This is a genomic window from Mariniradius sediminis, from assembly GCF_021491425.1.
GTDB lineage: Bacteria > Bacteroidota > Bacteroidia > Cytophagales > Cyclobacteriaceae > Mariniradius > Mariniradius saccharolyticus.
Window position 1 is genome coordinate 155,178 of the sequence record NZ_JAKEVZ010000005.1, and the last position, 16,431, is coordinate 171,608.

18 protein-coding genes and 1 tRNA gene are annotated in these 16,431 nt (G+C 44.8%); 12 read left to right on the forward strand and 7 right to left on the reverse strand.

The annotated features are described in order from the left end of the window. The 3 genes from L0U89_RS08090 (at nucleotide 1) to L0U89_RS08100 (ending at nucleotide 2,336) form a co-directional block, all read left to right on the forward strand. Nucleotides 1-1,188, forward strand: coding sequence for a retropepsin-like aspartic protease (locus tag L0U89_RS08090; protein ID WP_234861073.1), 1,188 nt, complete (start codon nucleotides 1-3; stop codon nucleotides 1,186-1,188). A gap of 44 nt (nucleotides 1,189-1,232) precedes the next feature. Beyond that, nucleotides 1,233-1,832, forward strand: coding sequence for a YdeI/OmpD-associated family protein (locus L0U89_RS08095; RefSeq protein WP_234861074.1), 600 nt, complete (start codon nucleotides 1,233-1,235; stop codon nucleotides 1,830-1,832). 132 nt (nucleotides 1,833-1,964) lie between these two features. Then, complete coding sequence (locus tag L0U89_RS08100; RefSeq protein ID WP_234861075.1) at nucleotides 1,965-2,336, forward strand: VOC family protein; 372 nt, start codon at nucleotides 1,965-1,967, stop codon at nucleotides 2,334-2,336. A 68-nt stretch (nucleotides 2,337-2,404) separates the two neighbouring features. Here L0U89_RS08100 and L0U89_RS08105 read toward each other — a convergent pair whose 3' ends face one another. The 3 genes from L0U89_RS08105 to ung all read right to left on the reverse strand — a co-directional run bounded on the left by L0U89_RS08105 (nucleotide 2,405) and on the right by ung (nucleotide 5,435). Continuing rightward, a complete protein-coding gene (locus L0U89_RS08105) occupies nucleotides 2,405-3,433 on the reverse strand; it encodes a hypothetical protein (protein ID WP_234861076.1) in 1,029 nt (342 codons plus the stop codon). A 9-nt stretch (nucleotides 3,434-3,442) separates the two neighbouring features. Further along, complete coding sequence (locus L0U89_RS08110; protein WP_234861077.1) at nucleotides 3,443-4,561, reverse strand: Gfo/Idh/MocA family protein; 1,119 nt, start codon at nucleotides 4,559-4,561, stop codon at nucleotides 3,443-3,445. A gap of 211 nt (nucleotides 4,562-4,772) precedes the next feature. After that, entirely contained in the window at nucleotides 4,773-5,435 is a 663-nt protein-coding gene (gene ung, locus L0U89_RS08115) for a uracil-DNA glycosylase (protein WP_234861078.1), read from the reverse strand. A 75-nt stretch (nucleotides 5,436-5,510) separates the two neighbouring features. Between ung and apaG the strand changes: the two genes are divergently transcribed. Both apaG and L0U89_RS08125 read left to right on the forward strand, forming a co-directional pair. Then, on the forward strand, nucleotides 5,511-5,897 hold the full coding sequence (gene apaG, locus L0U89_RS08120; RefSeq protein ID WP_008625790.1) for a Co2+/Mg2+ efflux facilitator ApaG/CorD: 387 nt from the start codon (nucleotides 5,511-5,513) through the stop codon (nucleotides 5,895-5,897). Nucleotide 5,898: 1 nt separating this feature from the next. Beyond that, the gene (locus L0U89_RS08125; RefSeq protein ID WP_234861079.1) at nucleotides 5,899-6,678 is read left to right on the forward strand and encodes an O-methyltransferase; all 780 of its coding nucleotides are present in this window, start codon (nucleotides 5,899-5,901) and stop codon (nucleotides 6,676-6,678) included. 66 nt (nucleotides 6,679-6,744) lie between these two features. Here the strand turns inward: L0U89_RS08125 and L0U89_RS08130 are convergent, their stop codons facing one another. Beyond that, nucleotides 6,745-7,332: a class I SAM-dependent methyltransferase gene (locus L0U89_RS08130; protein ID WP_234861190.1), complete on the reverse strand. Its 588-nt coding sequence runs from the start codon at nucleotides 7,330-7,332 to the stop codon at nucleotides 6,745-6,747. A gap of 43 nt (nucleotides 7,333-7,375) precedes the next feature. Between L0U89_RS08130 and L0U89_RS08135 the strand changes: the two genes are divergently transcribed. The 4 genes from L0U89_RS08135 (at nucleotide 7,376) to rplI (ending at nucleotide 9,474) form a co-directional block, all read left to right on the forward strand. Beyond that, nucleotides 7,376-8,290: a DUF8428 domain-containing protein gene (locus L0U89_RS08135; RefSeq protein WP_008625793.1), complete on the forward strand. Its 915-nt coding sequence runs from the start codon at nucleotides 7,376-7,378 to the stop codon at nucleotides 8,288-8,290. A 90-nt stretch (nucleotides 8,291-8,380) separates the two neighbouring features. Continuing rightward, nucleotides 8,381-8,752, forward strand: a complete 372-nt coding sequence (rpsF, locus tag L0U89_RS08140; RefSeq protein WP_008625794.1) for a 30S ribosomal protein S6 — start codon at nucleotides 8,381-8,383, stop codon at nucleotides 8,750-8,752. Next, nucleotides 8,749-9,000 carry a 30S ribosomal protein S18 gene (rpsR, locus tag L0U89_RS08145; protein ID WP_008625795.1) on the forward strand — a complete coding sequence of 84 codons (252 nt, stop codon included), beginning with the start codon at nucleotides 8,749-8,751 and terminating at the stop codon, nucleotides 8,998-9,000. Before rpsF ends, rpsR begins: the two co-directional genes overlap by 4 nt. Nucleotides 9,001-9,030: 30 nt before the next feature. Beyond that, nucleotides 9,031-9,474: a 50S ribosomal protein L9 gene (gene rplI / locus L0U89_RS08150; RefSeq protein WP_008625797.1), complete on the forward strand. Its 444-nt coding sequence runs from the start codon at nucleotides 9,031-9,033 to the stop codon at nucleotides 9,472-9,474. 58 nt (nucleotides 9,475-9,532) lie between these two features. On the opposite strand, the gene L0U89_RS08155 is transcribed toward rplI, so the two are convergent. Continuing rightward, nucleotides 9,533-9,781: a hypothetical protein gene (locus L0U89_RS08155; protein ID WP_008625800.1), complete on the reverse strand. Its 249-nt coding sequence runs from the start codon at nucleotides 9,779-9,781 to the stop codon at nucleotides 9,533-9,535. Between the two features lie 189 nt (nucleotides 9,782-9,970). Here L0U89_RS08155 and trhA point away from each other — a divergent pair, with 189 nt between their 5' ends. From trhA to L0U89_RS08170, 3 genes are all read left to right on the forward strand, one after another. After that, on the forward strand, nucleotides 9,971-10,609 hold the full coding sequence (trhA, locus tag L0U89_RS08160; protein WP_234861080.1) for a PAQR family membrane homeostasis protein TrhA: 639 nt from the start codon (nucleotides 9,971-9,973) through the stop codon (nucleotides 10,607-10,609). A gap of 226 nt (nucleotides 10,610-10,835) precedes the next feature. Then, nucleotides 10,836-10,906: transfer RNA gene (locus L0U89_RS08165), tRNA-Gln, on the forward strand. Between the two features lie 104 nt (nucleotides 10,907-11,010). Then, nucleotides 11,011-12,162 carry a lysophospholipid acyltransferase family protein gene (locus L0U89_RS08170; RefSeq protein ID WP_234861081.1) on the forward strand — a complete coding sequence of 384 codons (1,152 nt, stop codon included), beginning with the start codon at nucleotides 11,011-11,013 and terminating at the stop codon, nucleotides 12,160-12,162. 115 nt (nucleotides 12,163-12,277) lie between these two features. Here L0U89_RS08170 and L0U89_RS08175 read toward each other — a convergent pair whose 3' ends face one another. Both L0U89_RS08175 and L0U89_RS08180 read right to left on the reverse strand, forming a co-directional pair. After that, entirely contained in the window at nucleotides 12,278-13,486 is a 1,209-nt protein-coding gene (locus L0U89_RS08175) for a GAF domain-containing sensor histidine kinase (protein ID WP_234861082.1), read from the reverse strand. A 174-nt stretch (nucleotides 13,487-13,660) separates the two neighbouring features. Further along, entirely contained in the window at nucleotides 13,661-16,420 is a 2,760-nt protein-coding gene (locus L0U89_RS08180) for a M14 family zinc carboxypeptidase (protein WP_234861083.1), read from the reverse strand. Between the last annotated feature and the right edge of the window lie 11 nt (nucleotides 16,421-16,431).

Genomic DNA, 16,431 nt, shown 5'->3' on the forward strand with positions numbered 1-16,431 from the left:
ATGAGTTTAAAAAGGTTGAGAAATACAATTTTCTTTTTGATCTCGGTCACGATGCTGTTTCCATTGCCGGGATTTGGTGGCATTGATCGGACAGACGTAAATCTTACAGGAGATACTGTTTATACTTTTCCGTTTCACATGGACAACAAACTGATGGTTTTCGAAGGCGAGATCAATGGCGTACCGACCCAATTTGCTTTTGATACCGGGGCTGGAATGGGATTGGCCGGTGAAGGTTTTAAGGCGGATGGCAGATTTTCCGGAAACGCGGGCAAGATCAAAATGCGCGATTCCAACAATAAGGTCCAAAAAGTCAAAATGGCCAAATCAAAGCGTTTCAAGATAGGAGGATTTGAGTTTGAGGACATCAAGAGCCTCGTCGTGGATATGCCATTCTTGTCCTGCATGGACTATTATCTTCTTGGGGCGGATGTCATTCGACAGCTTAATTGGGAAATAGATTTCGACAAAATGCAGGTCAGAGTGTCAAAATCCCCTTTTTCCCTGACAGAAAATGGCTTGACTTTCCCAGTCGAGTTTATCGGAAATAGGCCCCATGCGAAGTTGTCGTTTTCAGGCAACGAATTTGAAAAAGTATTGGTCGACTTTGGCTACACCCAAATACTCAACTTCCCGATGGATTTTGATGAAAAGTCGGATTTTATTGAGCAAAAGGAATCGGACCAAAAAATTAATCCCTACATGGGCTTTTCCATGGGTGCGCTTAGCATGGCAACCAACCTGACCTATGCCATCATCTTGGACAGTCTGCAGGTTGGGGAGCAAATGGTTTATGGTATTCCGGCTGACTTTGAAGAAAACACCACAGAGAAAATCGGCATCAAGTTCTTTTCGACACTGAGTTCACGTACGATTCTTAACAACAGCGATGGCATATTTCACCTTGCGTCGCGTCCGCAAAAGGTCGCTTTTGAAAATCCTACCCACATGAATTTCAATTTTCAGGACGGAAAGATCGTCGTAGCGGGCAAACCCTTGGGAAGGGTTCCACAAGACGCGATGTTGGAATTGGGCGAGGAAATCCTTGAGTTGAACGGAAAGCAAGCGTCTGATTTTGGGGATTTTTGCTCATTTATTTCATGGCTAAGTCAATTAGGTTCCGCTGAAATCAAGGTCAAAAAAATGGATGGAACGGAGTTGTTTTTCGAAAAGACACCATTGAAATAAGGAGTTAAACCTTCCCTGAATATCAAATTCACTTTGCAAACAAGATGGAGCGTTATAACGGAGTACCCACTTTTCGAGCCAGCAACCAGGAAGAATGGAGAAAATGGCTTCATGAAAACCACCTCAAGGAAAAATCCATTTGGTTGATCATTTACCGAAAGGAAAGCGGCATACCCTCTGTTTACTATCCAGAAGCGGTGGATGAAGCACTTTGCTTTGGTTGGATTGACAGCAAGCCCAACAAACGGGATGAAGTAAGCTATTATCAGTTTTTCTCAAAAAGAAATCCGAAAAGCAATTGGTCCAAGATCAACAAAGATAAAGTCGAACGCCTTACCCGAGAGGGAAAGATGCAACCGGCGGGAATTGACATGGTGGAACTAGCCAAAAAAAGCGGGACTTGGTCCGCATTGGAAGAGGTAGACCAATTCATCCTTCCAGCAGACCTCGCGGCGGAATTCGACAAGAACCCCCAAGCGCTGTCTTTTTGGGAACGGTTTTCTAAGTCTTCTAGGCGCGGTATCTTGGAGTGGATTCTCAACGCCAAAAGACCTGAAACCAGAAACCAAAGAATCGAGGAAACTGTGAGATTAGCAGGCGAAAACAACAAAGCAAACCAATATATTCCCAAGACAAATTCCTGAGCTTTCCAACCTGCTGAAATCAGTTTTCTGATTTCAAACCTTATATTGGCACACTTAAAGTAATTTTCAGCTATTTTTATTAAATCATTGATTACCAGTGATAAAAAAATCTAACATCAAAACCACAACACCATGAAACTTGGCGCATTTTCGATCAGTCTTGCCGTAAAAAACATCGCGGCCTCCCAGCAATTTTACGAGAAGTTGGGCTTCACCAAGTTGGGTGGAGATATCCAGCAGAAATGGCTTGTTTTAAAAAACGGCGAAGCGGTTATCGGACTTTTTGAAGGCATGTTTGAAAAAAACATCATCACCTTCAATCCAGGATGGGATCAAAACGCCCAAAACGTCGACCCCTTTGACGATATACGAACCATCCAAAAACACCTAAAAAACGCCGGCATATCATTGACGGGCGAAGCTGACGAGAACAGCACCGGACCTGGCTACATCACGCTGACAGATCCTGATGGCAATGATATCCTAATAGACCAGCACCGGTAGGTTGACAACTCCGAATATTTTTGAAATGACACGCGGAACCTCTTGTTCACGCTAGACGCTGCGTAGAATCAAAATGCCACCTGCTGCAACATCTCGGTAAGAGCACTTCCGATAAGGGGTGCAATGATGGCAAAAAGCACCTGAAAATTCTTGCTCAATGTGCCTCCAAGCACCATTTTAGAATGTTCTTCAGATTGCAGGCCCATATCATCCGCTGTTTGCTTCATCTCTAGCAGAATCTGATTCAAGTGAAAATGGGTAGGCAAATAGATGATTGCGAGGAAAATTGTGAATACCAAGCCGTATGCGTAAATGAATTCAGAAGGGAAAATATTCGCGTTTACAACTGTAAATTGACCTTGAATCGCCTGATGTAGCACGGAAAGCGCCACCACGGACAACATGATCAGGATCGAAATCACGCCAAGTAGTACGTTAAGGTTGTCATCCAATAGTTTGAGTTTTGAAAACCTTTGCATCGCGGACTGATCCTCACCCAAAAGAACCCTAGGCGCACAAAAATTGATCAACAGGATCCCATAGGCAGCAAAAGAACCCGTCAACACCACAATGGTAATCATCACTTCAATAGCTTTGGGATCAAAAAATAGTATTTTGAAGTCCATCATCAACTGAACTGCCGACAGCAGTTTTCCGGATCCTTCGCCTGAACTTACATACAATACCAAGACAAAAAACACTAAAATTCCGGCAATACTCCCAAACACAGCTTTCCAGGAAATACCAAAAATCCTGATCAGATACGCCGACCTTCCAATGGATAGTGGCACCGAACCCAAAGCCAAACCAAACAGAATCGAAAAAACCAAAGCCCAAACCATTAACTTGGGGTTGAGATTGTAGGCTAGCAGCTCTGAATCCATTTGAACGACCGGTTTGATGGCAGTGATCGACTGGGTCGTATCAGGTAGTTGGTAAAAACTTGCCAGCTGGAGATTGGTATCGATCTCCAACTGGAATTTAGCATGTGTGGCAGCAGGTGGCTTTATCTGTCGATTGATCGAATAGATAGACAGGACAAACCCCAACAGCACCAAAGCCATTGCCATAATCGGCCATGAATTGGCTGCCTTCATATAAAATTGTCAATATTTGATTTCAACCTTTTTGCCACTTTTCGCCGCGGCAAAAATCGCATCGATAATGACCATGTCCTTCCAGCCTTCTTTGCCATCCACTGGAATGATGGGCTGCTTGCCATCGAGTATGATCGCCGCCATTTCATCCATCTGGGTGGTCTGATGTGTGACGTGTGGCAAATCCAGCCTGCCTTTGTGCGTCCAGCTTTTGATTGGGCCATATCCTGTGGATGGTTGCATTTCGGCAAATCCACCCTCTCCGACCAAGAAAAACTTATCGAGGTAGCTCACCGCATAGGTCGATAAACAGGACGCAGTCGCACCACTAGGGAATCCCAATTGAAACGTGATGGTTTCATCTACCCCTTCCTTGAATTTGACTGGGTCAGTTTTGGTCTCTTGTGCCGTTACCCAAACCGGCTCTTCGCCAATCATATACCTCGAGCCGTTTATGGCGTAGATACCAATATCCATCATCGCTCCGCCCCCAGCCAGCTCGCGATTGAGGCGCCATTGGGTCGGGTCACCGATTTTGAATCCGCTGAGGCCCTGAAAAAACTTGATCTTCCCAAACTCACCAGCCTTTCTCAACCGGACAACTTCAAGCGTATTAGCTTCGAAGTGCATGCGATAACCAATCAACAGTTTGACGCCCGCTTTTTCGCAGGCTTCGACCATTTCCTTGCCTTGTTTGGCGTTGATGGCCATCGGTTTTTCACAAATCACATGCTTGCCTGCAGCCGCAACGCGAAGACACTGAGGATGGTGGAGGCTATTGGGCGTGATGATATAGACTGCATCGATGTCCGGGTTGTTCTTTATGGCATCGAAGTTTTCATAGTTGTAGCAATTTTTGGCAGGAATGTTATATTTCTTCTGCCAATCAGTGATTTTGGAGGGCGTCCCGCTAATGACACCTGTAATCTTGGCCCGCTTGCAGGATTGCATCGCTTCTGCAACCCGATTGGCGTAGCTACCAAGACCCATCAAGGCAACCCGAAGTACAGGTCCATCGGCTACGGTATGTTCTTTTTCGCGACCAAAAGCGGGCTGATACTGAAGAGCAAATGGAATCACTCCTGCGCCAATCGTGAGTTTTTGCAAAAATTCACGCCTCGATTTCATTTCATTGTTTTTTTCCGACATACAACAAAGATTAATTGGTAGAATACAAATCATATTGCCTGCGTTTCAAACAGACTGCAATACCACAATTTAGCGGTTTTATCCAAAGGATCGAAACCCTGTATTTCAAATCCCAAATATCAATATGCGATCGGTAGCACGTGTTTCAATTTGAATCCGAAAACCAAAAAAATCCCCCTTTACTTTCTCTTTACCACTTGATTTCCTCAATCCCTTTGGACTTCAAATAAGCGTTTGCCTTTGAAAAATGCCCACAGCCCAAAAAACCCCTGTGGGCAGACAGCGGACTCGGGTGCGGCGCAAGCAGTTTGAGGTGTTTTTCATCGGAAATAAAAGCACCTTTTTTTTGGGCATACGATCCCCAGAGCATAAAAACAATATTTTCACGTTCCAGAGCCAACCTATGGATTACGGAATCGGTGAACTCCTCCCATCCTTTTTGTTGGTGAGACCCCGCCTGATGGGCACGAACTGTAAGTGTAGCATTCAACAGCAAAACACCCTGATCCGCCCAAGGGGTCAAGTCGCCGTTGGAAGGCATCGGCTTTCCAATATCTCTATTTATCTCTTTGAAAATATTGAGCAAACTCGGAGGAAAAGGGACCCCTTCCCGGACGGAAAATGATAGTCCATGCGCTTGACCTGGTCCATGGTACGGGTCTTGGCCTAGGATGACAACTTTGACCTGGTCGACGGGACAATGCCAAAAAGCATTGAAGATTTCAGGACCTTTTGGGAACACGGTTTGACTTTGGTACTCCTGTTTTACAAAATTCACCAATTGCTTGAAATAGGGCTTGCTAAACTCCTCATTTAAAAGACCTTTCCAACTGTTCTCTATCTTGACATCCATTTTTAGACTATTTACGAAGATTGTTTGGAAATACGCGTGATATTTAGAATTTTTGGAACCCCAACCCCACCCCACATGGTCACAGCGATCACAGAAGGCATCAAAGTCACCGTCGAAGCCACCTATCAAGCTGAGTTTTCCAGCCCTCAGCAACACCATTATGTTTTTACTTACAAAGTAAATATAAAGAACAACAGTACCCATACTGTTCAATTGTTACAAAGGAAATGGGAGATTTTTGACGCGGGCGATGCAACCAAGATTGTTGCAGGTGAAGGCGTGGTAGGACAACAGCCGATTTTGGAACCCGGTCAAAGCCACGAATATGTGTCTGGATGTAATTTAAGGTCTGGTCTAGGAAAAATGCGGGGGGCCTACTATATGGAAAAGCTTATAGATGGGAAACCATTTGAAGTTAAAATTCCTGAATTCCAGTTGATCGCCGACATTTTCGCCAATTAGTTTGAAACAACGTTACTTCCCAGCTTGGTCTTATTTTAAGTTTTGGCTGCTTCAGGAAGACCAATTCTCCATCCAATCACCTTTTGTTTTCGAAATATACAATGGCTTGATCGGCTATATTCAAGAAAACAAAGACCAGTTCAACGATATCCTAAAAATACGCGACGACCTGTTGAGAGACACAGAAGTTTTGACGGTGGAGGATTTTGGCGCTGGGTCAAAGCATGTCACCGGAAAGCTCCGGAAAGTCAAAGATGTAACCAAATACAGCACAAGCTCGCCGAAGTTCTCCATGTTGTACCAGTTTTTTTGCCTGCAGACACCCGCTCAGGTTGTTTTGGAGCTTGGTACATGTGTTGGAATCAACACCAGATTCCTGGCCGAGGTGACCAAGGGAAAGTTGTTTACTTTTGAAGGATCCCCAGAATTGTTGAACAAAGCGCAAGAGGTAGCCTCCCCTGCCAATACCGAATATATTTTAGGGGAAATCAGCCAAACGCTACCGGAAGTTCTGGACTCGGTTCATCACGTTGATTTTGCCTTGATCGATGCGACACATACTTACGAGGCCACGATTCAATATTTTGAAGCCATAGTCAAGAAATCAGGTGCCAAAAGCATCATTGCCATTGCGGACATCCACTGGTCACGGGAAATGGAAAACGCCTGGCGAAAAATCAAATACCATCCCCGGGTCAGCGTGAGCATTGATTTCTATGAGTGTGGAATTGTTTTCCTGAATCCCAAGTTGCCGAAGGCCGGTTATGTGCTTAAGTTTTAAGATTTACCGGAGTCAAAAATTATAGTTAAACAAATCATTTCACTGAAATTCAGATTTTGATCCGATTTACATTCTATTCCGAAATATCGTAAATACTTCCGCACCCATTCGTGGAGCTATCGAATTGTAGCAGGACTCAAGCTTCAGGATTTCGAAATGGGGAGAAAAAAGGTCCAGATATTCTTCCCTGCTTCCGCCAAACGGAGGACCCTGCTTTTCAAATACCTTGTCGAACATGACGCCAACGAGTTTTCCATTTGAAGTCAATAGGGACTTCATTTTCTTCACATACGCAGGTCGCAGGCTTGGGTCCAACGCACAAAAGAAGGTTTGTTCCAAAATCAGGTCATACTTCCCCTCATGGTCGAAAAAATCCGCCAAATGAATCTGTTTCATTGGAAAAAAAGAATAGCGGTTTTGAAAGGTTTTGATAGGAACTGGTGAAAAATCCAAAATATGCGTATTGAAAAAGCCATTCCGATAGGCATAAACAGCCTCGTAGGCGTTTCCTGCGCCGGGAATGAGGATTTTTACTTCCTTATTTTCAATTTGGTCTAGATATTGCTTAATCGGCAATGTTGCTTCACCTACATCCCAACCTGTTTCAGATTTGAGGTATCTTTCAGACCAAAATTCGGCATTTAGTTTACTCATCATAATTTCTTAAATTTAAAGCAAATCTACTTTCTTACTTACTATGGAGAACAATCCACAATCTACAGCAAAAAGTGGCAATGGAAAGAATATTCTCATCATTGTCCTTTTGATCCTGGTCGTGCTCAGCGGAATTAAGTTGTACACGGACCATTTGGACAAGACCAGAAAATCCGAGGAAATCCTCATCCTTTCGGAGGAGAACACTGAACTCAACAGGCGCATCGATTCGATGACCTACCAGCTCGACCTCAGAATCCAAGAAATCAATAAGCTTGGCGGTGACGTCGCTGCCTTGGAAGAAATCAAAAACCAGTTGATCCAAGAAAGAAACCTCGATAGAAAACGCTCTGCAGACGAAATTGCCTCCCTCAACAAGCGCATCGCAAGCTATGCCAAGACAATTGAGGAAAAGGACCAAGAAATCATCCGTCTTCGGGAAATCAACGAGCAGCTATATTCCGAAAATACGGACTTGAAGTCTACTCAAGCCCAAATGCAGGAGGAAGTTGCCGAACTCAATGTCAAAAGAAACGAGCTTCAGGAGAAAGTCAATATTGCTTCCAAGTTGCGGGCGGAAAATATCCAAGTGGCCGCTGTCAATGCAAGAGGTAAAGAACGCGAGGACGGATTCAAAAACAGGCAGATCGAAAAACTCAAAGTAAGCTTCAACCTCGCCGACAACAAAGTCGCCACACCCGGTCCCAGGGATATATATGTACAGGTGATGGCCCCCAACAACCAACCAATTTTTGACGTTGCAAAGGGTTCAGGCACCTTTACCATCGACGGCCGGGAGGAATTCTACACAGTACACCAAGACATCATATTTGACAACTCAAAGCAAGTGTTGACCTACTTCTATGAAAAAGGGACCAAATATGCCCCGGGAGTTTACGAAGTAAGGATTTATGCCGATGGCTATCAAATCGGTGCCAAGACTTTTGAGGTGAAATAGACTTATAATTTGCGCCTTCTATTTGGATTAGAAGGCGCAAATCCCTACTTTTGCGGTCTGTTTATAAAAAACATACCAAATCAAACGATTATGTCCCAGAAAAATTATGAGACGGTATTCATCCTAACTCCCGTTTTGTCTGAAACTCAGATGAAGGATACCGTGGACAAGTTCGTAAACTTGTTAAAAGATGAGGGAGCAAACATTATCAATGTGGAAAATTGGGGGCTCAAGAAGCTTGCCTATCCAATTGAGAAAAAGACCACAGGTTTCTACGTATTGGTAGAATTCACTGCTGATCCTACTTTGATCAAAAAGTTGGAAATCGAATACCGCAGAGACGAAAAAGTGATGCGTTTCTTGACGACTGTTCTCGACAAACATGCAGTAGCATATGGAGAGAAAAGGAGAAAAGGCGAATTCAACAAAAAATCAGAAGCTAAGGAGGAGCAAGCAGCATGACACTGAAGAACGAACCAATCAACAGAAACGAAAACAGGAAGAAGTACTGCCGTTTCAAAAAAAACGGAATCAAGTACATTGATTACAAAGACCCTAACTTCCTATTGAAGTTTGTCAACGAACAAGGCAAAATCCTTCCTAGAAGACTTACCGGCAACTCTGCGAAATTTCAAAGGAAAGTATCCAATGCCATCAAGAAGGCAAGACACCTTGCGCTCATGCCATTCGTAACCGACGGTTTGAAATAATCTGTTCAATCATCATTAAATTGTAAGACAATGGAAGTTATTCTAAAAACAGATATCAAAGGACTTGGCTACAAAAATGACTTGGTAACCGTGAAGCCCGGTTATGGTAGAAACTACCTTATCCCACAGGGTTTCGCTGTTTTGGCTACCGGCTCCAACAAGAAAGTCCTTGCTGAAAATATAAAGCAGGCTGCTCACAAAGCTGAAAAAATCAAAACCGCGGCATTGGAATTGGCTGAGAAGCTTTCCAACATCACGCTTGAAATCAAAGCCAAGATCGGTGAATCCGGCAAAATCTTTGGAAAGGTCACTACGCTTCAGATTTCTGATGCACTTGCTGCAAACGGAATCGAAATCGACCGTAAGAAAATCTCTATCAACGTGCCCGTTCAAGGTGCGGGTGAATTTGAGGCAGAGGTCGATCTTCACAGAGAGGTGAAAAGCACTGTGAAATTCTTGGTTGTAGGCGAATAATCGGACAACAAATCAATAAAGAAAAAAGGCTTCCGTTTGGAAGCCTTTTTTGTTGCTCTTAGTTTGAAGCAAATTTTTCAAGATCCTCGATCAGTTTCTTGGCAATTGCCTTGCTGTTCTCTTCTCTCTTAGCTTTGAACAATTCCAAAGCAGCTTTGCTCTTTTCGATTACACCTACAGGATTGCTGTCGTACTTGTAGCTGTTCCAGCACCAAGAAAGTTCGGCATGAAGCTTCTCATCCAAGTTCAACTTTTCCAATTTTTCCAATGTAGAAACAATCGTTTTTTCAGAAATCTTTACTGACATAATTGTATGATTTTGGTTTAAAATTTTGTTTTTCGTTTTAAAATTTGAGGCAAAACAATGGATATTTTTTCGTAATCACAAAGAAATCAGGTGATTATTAACTGAAAATTAAAATACAATCGATTTCGAAAGAAAACTTAAATTGAATTATCTTCATCCGAAGCCTATTGTCAAAAATCCCGATTAAAAATGGAGAGAAAACAGAGCCTTGAAGAAGAATTCGCCAACAGCATCAGCCATGGCTTTGGGATATTATTCAGCATCATTGCCATTTCGCTGCTTGTCACCCTGTCTGTGATCAACGGAAACACCCTGGATATTGTAAGTTGTAGCATTTTTGGTGGGTCTATCCTCCTACTCTATACCTTTTCGACGCTTTACCATGCGACCCAAGAGCCGAGAATCAAAGCTTGGTTGCGAACATTTGACCACATCGGCATCTATTTTCTGATTGCAGGTACCTATACACCTTTTCTGATGATGGCTGTAAAGGGTACACTTGGTTGGATATTCTTCGGAATCGTCTGGGGTCTCGCCTTGTTTGGGATTGTATTCAAGATTTTTTATACACACAGGTTCAAAAGGGCATCTCTCATCCTCTACTTGGGAATGGGTTGGATGGGGATCTTACTGGTAAAACCGATGCTGGAAAACCTTAGCACCCAAGCACTAACGCTCGTGGCTGCGGGTGGCATCAGTTATACGCTGGGGACAATTTTCTATACCCGCCCAAACATGCGGTTTGCGCATACGATCTGGCACTTATTTGTACTCGCCGGGACTATTCTCCATTTTGTGGCCATCATGGATATGATATTGGCTCAGTGATCAAAAAGAACAATTAAAAGATTCCGATCAAAACAACCTGAATCTGATTGAAGCACTGTTTGACGTAGGCTTCCAAGCCATCTCTGCTGGATTTTCGCAAATCTTCATTTTTTATCAATTGAGATTTAGGGCCTTAGCAGCAGTATTCGAAAAACTTGAATTCCATACTTGCATAAAAAAGATAGTAACCCTACATTTGTGCCACCTTTCAAACAAGGCAAGGTACTGACCGATGGTGTAACGGCAGCACAAGAGATTTTGGTTCTCTTTGTCTAGGTTCGAATCCTAGTCGGTCAACAAAAAGCAAGCAGCCCACAAAGCTGCTTTTTTTGTTTACCAGTATCCATAACGGCTTTTATCACTAAAAATACCTTAATTTACGGAATCAATTGACCCGGCACATGTCTGAATTTGAAGAAATAAGGCCTTATTACGATACAGAAGTGGATCAGGCAATAAAGGAAATAATTCACCATCCGATGCTCAAGGCGATGATGAATTACACGTTTCCTGACAAGCCGGATGAATATTGGATGGACTTGATGGTACATTGCCATTCGATTCGGGATTTTCAGATCAATTTCATTTACCCCGGCATCAAGAAGGTCCTCGAAATCAGTTCAAGTGGACTGTCGACTTCTGGATTTGAAAAGCTGGAGAAAAACACTGCCTATCTTTTCATTTCCAATCACAGGGACATCATTCTGGATACTTCCTTGCTCAATGCTGCCCTGTATGAACATGGCCTGAAAATGACTACCTCCGCAATCGGGGACAATTTGGTGAGAAAACCCTTTCTGCGCCATCTTTCGCGTCTGACCCGTAATTTCACGATCAAGCGAGGACTGCCTGCCAGGGAATTGTTGGAAAGTTCCAAGACTGTTTCTGCATATATCAGGTATTCCCTATTGCGTGAAAACCGGTCCGTTTGGATTGCACAAAGGGAAGGTCGAACAAAAGACGGAAACGATGTCACCCACAAGGGTGTATTGAAGATGATATCAATGGCAGGGGATTCTGGTGAACATTTTTTGGATTATTTCAAAAGACTCAACGTCGTGCCCGTCAGCATTTCTTATGAATACGATCCCACAGATGTGCTGAAAATGCCTGAACTGCTTGCCAAAGCAAGGCAGGAAACCTATGTCAAAGGAGAAAATGAAGATTTCCACACGTTGCTCAACGGGATTATGGGGCAAAAAGGCAACATCCACATCCATATTGGGGATCCGCTGAATCCGGCAATCACGAATATTGGGGAAACGCACTCGGGCTCCGTGAAACAAATGCAGGCTTTGGCAGATCTCATCGACCGACAAATCATCCTTGGATACGAGCTTTGGCCTACGAAATATATTGCAGCCGATTTGCTAACAGGTGAGGAAACCCATGGGCATTACTACTCTTTCGAACAAAAAGAGAAATTTATGCGCAGGTTTGAAAAAATCGTGGATCAGGAAAATCCATTGGCAAAGGAAAGCTTCCTGGCTATGTACGCAAATCCGGTGTTTAACAAAGAGAGGATTTTGAAGGAAGTAAACACCCAGCAGTAAAGATTAGGAACCTGGTAGATCAGATGAAAAATACGCCAATTCAACTAGGCCCTCGATTTTTTTGAAAAAATAGCCTTGGCTGGCTTGCCTGAAATTCTCGATTGAGTAAAAATTTTTAATAGTGTATTTCCACCAAGACGGTTGTGCCTTCTAGGGGTTGGGAGGTAATGGAAAAACTCCCACCCAAACTCTTGACCATTTCCCGGACCAACGCCAAGCCAAAGGCAAAACCCCTCTCCCCTTTGGTGCCGTGGTGAGAAACCGCGTTTCCTTTGCGCACCTGCTCGAGTTTTTGACGGGTCATTCCGACGCCAGAATCAACAATCTTGATGACGAGTTTCTTGCTGCTTCCATCGATCTGAAGATGAAGCACGATATCGATTTGTCCAAACGATGGTGTAAACTTGATTGCATTGGAAACCAAGTTGCCGACGATTTGCAGTAGTTTGTACTTGGGAAATGAATCGCCATTGGTATCGTCGAGGGCATTTATTCTTATTTCAATATCCTTGGCAAGGGCCTGAATTTGGCACATCGCGAGGACTTTCTCCTTCAATACTTGGGTCGTAAATGTCTCGCCGCCCAGGGCAAAGGCGGAGGTGGAATTGCAATTTCCCGCTTCAAGAATCTCTTCTGCGAGTTCCAACACCGAAGTCCCGGTCTGTTGGATAAGCGTTAGATACTCTAGGATGCGATCGCGTTCGATTTGTCCCCATTGCTCGAGCAGCATATCCGCCGCAGAAACGATACCGCCTATCGGACTTCTTACGTCATGGGCAGTCTTTCGAAATACGCTCTCCATGTTTTGGCGGAATTGCTCCAAAAGTCCGTGCATTTTCAAAGCCTCCATCTTAAGGACGACTTCGTTTGCTACTAGACGGAGAAGCTCGACCTTTTCGTCGCTTAAAGTCTTGATGTTCTTATCCATCACACACAACGAACCGACATTGACGCCCTCTTTGTCCCGAAGTGGAATTCCCCAATAGTACTTCAAGAACGGATCGCCCAACACATAAAATCTTTCCCGAAATAGCACGTCGCTACTCATGTCTTTGACCTCGTATGGCGCATCTCCGAGAATGGTGTATTGACAAATTGAATCCTGTTTAGGAATTTGAATCGCAGGAAAACCGTAGGTTCCGACACTCCATTGTGTATGCAGATCGATGATGTTTACAAGAGAAATTTCAGTATCGGCAATTTTCGCGGCAATTTTCGCGAGGTTACTGAATTGGGGCTCCAAACTCGGATAGTCAAGGTCGTAGCCACTCAAATGCAGCAACCTTTCAAATTCCTCGCGCTGTTCTTTTTGTGTTGCTTCCATCCGAGAATAATTCCAATTGCAAAGCCCAATTTACAAATCTTGAACGAAGGTCGGAAGTCGATGTAGGAAATATCCTTCCATAGGCTTCCGTCTCATAGAACCTGGGGAAATGAAACGGCACAGTGAATACTTTGCTGAAGTTTGTCTCCCCAAAGGATCCTGGAAATCATAGTCTCATCGCTTCAAGCGGTCCCAATGCATCAGTGCATTCCAAACCATCGGGGCTTCGTGCTGATTGAGAAAACGGTGCAGGGGATCAAAGGTGAATGCCAACACCGAACCATTCCCGACGGGAACATGGAATACTGACCCATGCCCAATGATTTCCTGCTCGTTGCGGACCATTCCTGCGACCACATAAGGTTGGGATTTTTCCTCCTTCTTGGCTTCCTCTTTTTTCTTTGCGGGTTCGGGCATGCCCATGATCTTGCCATCATAGGGAATTTCGTCCTTCAGGGGCTTATCTCCGTACTGCACCAGCATCAAGTTGCGATTGTATTTGTCCGTCTGCAGCAGTGGTCCATTTCCTCGGAAAAGATCAAAATGCTCGGGGAAGCCAAACAATACCGGATGATCCAATTTCCGCGCCTTCGCCCGGACGATTGATCCGGGGTGAAACAGCGTTGGTGTTGCCACGGGCGTCAATTCAGGAATCAGACCTGCTTCGGCCAAGATCGTAGAGCTGTTTTCGAGGGTAATCAGAAGTCCACCTTCTTCGACAAACTTCCGCAAATTATCTATACCAATAAATCCGGGACCACCGGTCATATCAGGCGTGCTGTCAGGAAAGCCATGGGATGGAAACTGGTCAGTTTCGCTGTAAGGCATTGGGCCATACTTTTTGTCGACTCCGTGAATGAAGCGCTTGGCATTACCATTGACACGAGGGATCAAAATGACATCAAACTTGCCTCTGAGATTTCCTGCCTTTAGATCGTCCTTGTCGATCGAAGTATAGGGAATTTTTCTGGTGTCAAAAGTGAACCGCGACCAGCCCTCATCCTGTGTGTTGAACCAAGTGTGGTAGATTGCAACTCTCGGAAGCTTCACGGACTGTAATTCTGAGGCTTGGAAGTTGTGGTTGCTGGATTCAAAATCCAAACCGAACTCCTTTGCGACCGCGCTTACTTGGTCTGCATTTGTTTTTCTCAACACCAATGTTCCAGCTGTCAATGTATCCTGTCCCGCAACAGTCTGGCTAGGCAATACCCAAATCTCCGCATTCTTGTTGCTAGCCTTCAAGGCAAAAAGCGCCGAAAGGACACTGTTTTGGGCATTGTATTTCAACACCCATTGGTTTCCTTGTCCAAGGGTTTTGCCTTGGTAAACGGGAGCGTTTTGGAGCAACCTCAGGCTGTTGACATCCAACTCCAAACTATCCTTTGAAGCCACTTCGACGCCATATAGGTTAGGCAAGGTCCATGCAATGGCATCATAAGGGGGAAACTTCGCATCCTTGGGATAACTTTGTGGTGTCAATAATGAAACCGCCAAGTTCCGGTAAGGCTGCTCGGTCAGCACCACAAAATGATCGTCATTTTCATGCACCTCAATTCCCTGCGCCATGAGCTGGCCCGCGAGGTAAGCCGCCATCGCTGGGTCGCGTTGTTGCTTGGCAATGGTGAAGGCTTTTGGACCTTCTGCCCTGCCCTTCTCCAGGCTATTGAATCCTTTCTTATAAAAATTGCGCAGCAGCATGGCACCGTTGTTGGCAGCATAGGAAAGAGATGCTATCACCCCGGTTTGGGTATAATTGATGTTGTTTCTGAAAGACCAATTCACCAAGGGCGTGGCGGGGTCCGGCCTGTACCATTCCTTGGATGAAGCCAAGTCCCCAGCAAATCGGGCATTTGAATAGTCGCGGAGGTAGGTGTCCGCGCCTGCGTTGCCATAGGTTTCGTAAAACCGTCCGTTTGAATTGTGGTTATTGGCGACCCAAATGCCGTAGCCTGGCCACCAACCATCATAGAAGGCCCACGTGAACGCTCCCGGCAAACCCTGTGCAGCTACTTCGGCGATATCGTGGTTGGCCATAATCTGCCATTCACTCTGTGTGATCGGGTCCACAAAATGATTGTAAGGTCCGGTTCCAGTGGAGATATACAGCAAGGGGACCGACTCATGCAAGTCCAACATAACAGTCGGATGGAACTCAAAAAAGCCCTTGAAGATCGACTTGGTGATTTCCTGCGAAATCTGAAGGCCGTCGCGATTGTTGTCATGAAACACGTACTTGGCCCAATAGGGTGCTGACCTTGGGAAACCATCATCAAAAATCGGCCTTCCTTTGGTATACCGGTAATACCAATCCACTTGCCTATCCCAACCGTCAGGTTCCATGACCGGGTTGATGACGGTGATGACATTTTCGCGGATTTGCTTGATCTCAGGTGCGTTGGACACCGCCAATCTATAGGCCAATTCCATCAGCATTTCCGGTGAACCCATTTCCGTGGCATGCATCCCGCCCGACACGTAGTAGATCGGCTTGGCATCTGCCAATATCGCATCTGCTTGTTCAGGACTTGTCTTTCGGGGATCCGCCAGGCGCGCAGTTTGGGCCTTATAGTGGTCCAGTTTTTCAATGCTATTCGGATCAGCGATCACGACCAGAAAAAATGGCCTCCCCTCTTCAGACTGACCCATTTTTTGGATATGGACAGAGGGCGAGGTCTCGGCTAATTTCTTGTAGTAGCCATATATCTGCTCGGTGCGGTGCAGCTGGCCTTCGGCACCGATGATATGGCCAAAATGCTTCAGCGGGGATGGTACGGTTGGATGGTCGGGAAGATCCAATACCAACTTTGGCAAAAACCTGGTATCTGTCGTAAATTCCTTGATCTTCTGGTTATAAGATTGGTCGATTTGCTGGGATTTCGCGGAAATCCAAACAAGTGATAAAGCCAATGCCAAAGTAAAGTATCTGGTTTTCATGTAGGGTGGAT

Bases quoted from the DNA above. Each gene is read 5' to 3' on its own strand.
- apaG (WP_008625790.1), top strand. From the start codon at position 5,511: ATGGTCACAGCGATCACAGAAGGCATCAAAGTCACCGTCGAAGCCACC.
- L0U89_RS08105 (WP_234861076.1), bottom strand. From the start codon at position 3,433: ATGAAGGCAGCCAATTCATGGCCGATTATGGCAATGGCTTTGGTGCTG.
- L0U89_RS08175 (WP_234861082.1), bottom strand. From the start codon at position 13,486: ATGGAAGCAACACAAAAAGAACAGCGCGAGGAATTTGAAAGGTTGCTG.
- rplI (WP_008625797.1), top strand. From the start codon at position 9,031: ATGGAAGTTATTCTAAAAACAGATATCAAAGGACTTGGCTACAAAAAT.
- L0U89_RS08130 (WP_234861190.1), bottom strand. From the start codon at position 7,332: ATGAGTAAACTAAATGCCGAATTTTGGTCTGAAAGATACCTCAAATCT.
- L0U89_RS08135 (WP_008625793.1), top strand. From the start codon at position 7,376: ATGGAGAACAATCCACAATCTACAGCAAAAAGTGGCAATGGAAAGAAT.
- L0U89_RS08110 (WP_234861077.1), bottom strand. From the start codon at position 4,561: ATGAAATCGAGGCGTGAATTTTTGCAAAAACTCACGATTGGCGCAGGA.
- L0U89_RS08090 (WP_234861073.1), top strand. From the start codon at position 1: ATGAGTTTAAAAAGGTTGAGAAATACAATTTTCTTTTTGATCTCGGTC.
- L0U89_RS08155 (WP_008625800.1), bottom strand. From the start codon at position 9,781: ATGTCAGTAAAGATTTCTGAAAAAACGATTGTTTCTACATTGGAAAAA.
- ung (WP_234861078.1), bottom strand. From the start codon at position 5,435: ATGGATGTCAAGATAGAGAACAGTTGGAAAGGTCTTTTAAATGAGGAG.
- L0U89_RS08095 (WP_234861074.1), top strand. From the start codon at position 1,233: ATGGAGCGTTATAACGGAGTACCCACTTTTCGAGCCAGCAACCAGGAA.
- L0U89_RS08100 (WP_234861075.1), top strand. From the start codon at position 1,965: ATGAAACTTGGCGCATTTTCGATCAGTCTTGCCGTAAAAAACATCGCG.
- L0U89_RS08170 (WP_234861081.1), top strand. From the start codon at position 11,011: ATGTCTGAATTTGAAGAAATAAGGCCTTATTACGATACAGAAGTGGAT.
- rpsR (WP_008625795.1), top strand. From the start codon at position 8,749: ATGACACTGAAGAACGAACCAATCAACAGAAACGAAAACAGGAAGAAG.
- rpsF (WP_008625794.1), top strand. From the start codon at position 8,381: ATGTCCCAGAAAAATTATGAGACGGTATTCATCCTAACTCCCGTTTTG.
- L0U89_RS08180 (WP_234861083.1), bottom strand. From the start codon at position 16,420: ATGAAAACCAGATACTTTACTTTGGCATTGGCTTTATCACTTGTTTGG.
- trhA (WP_234861080.1), top strand. From the start codon at position 9,971: ATGGAGAGAAAACAGAGCCTTGAAGAAGAATTCGCCAACAGCATCAGC.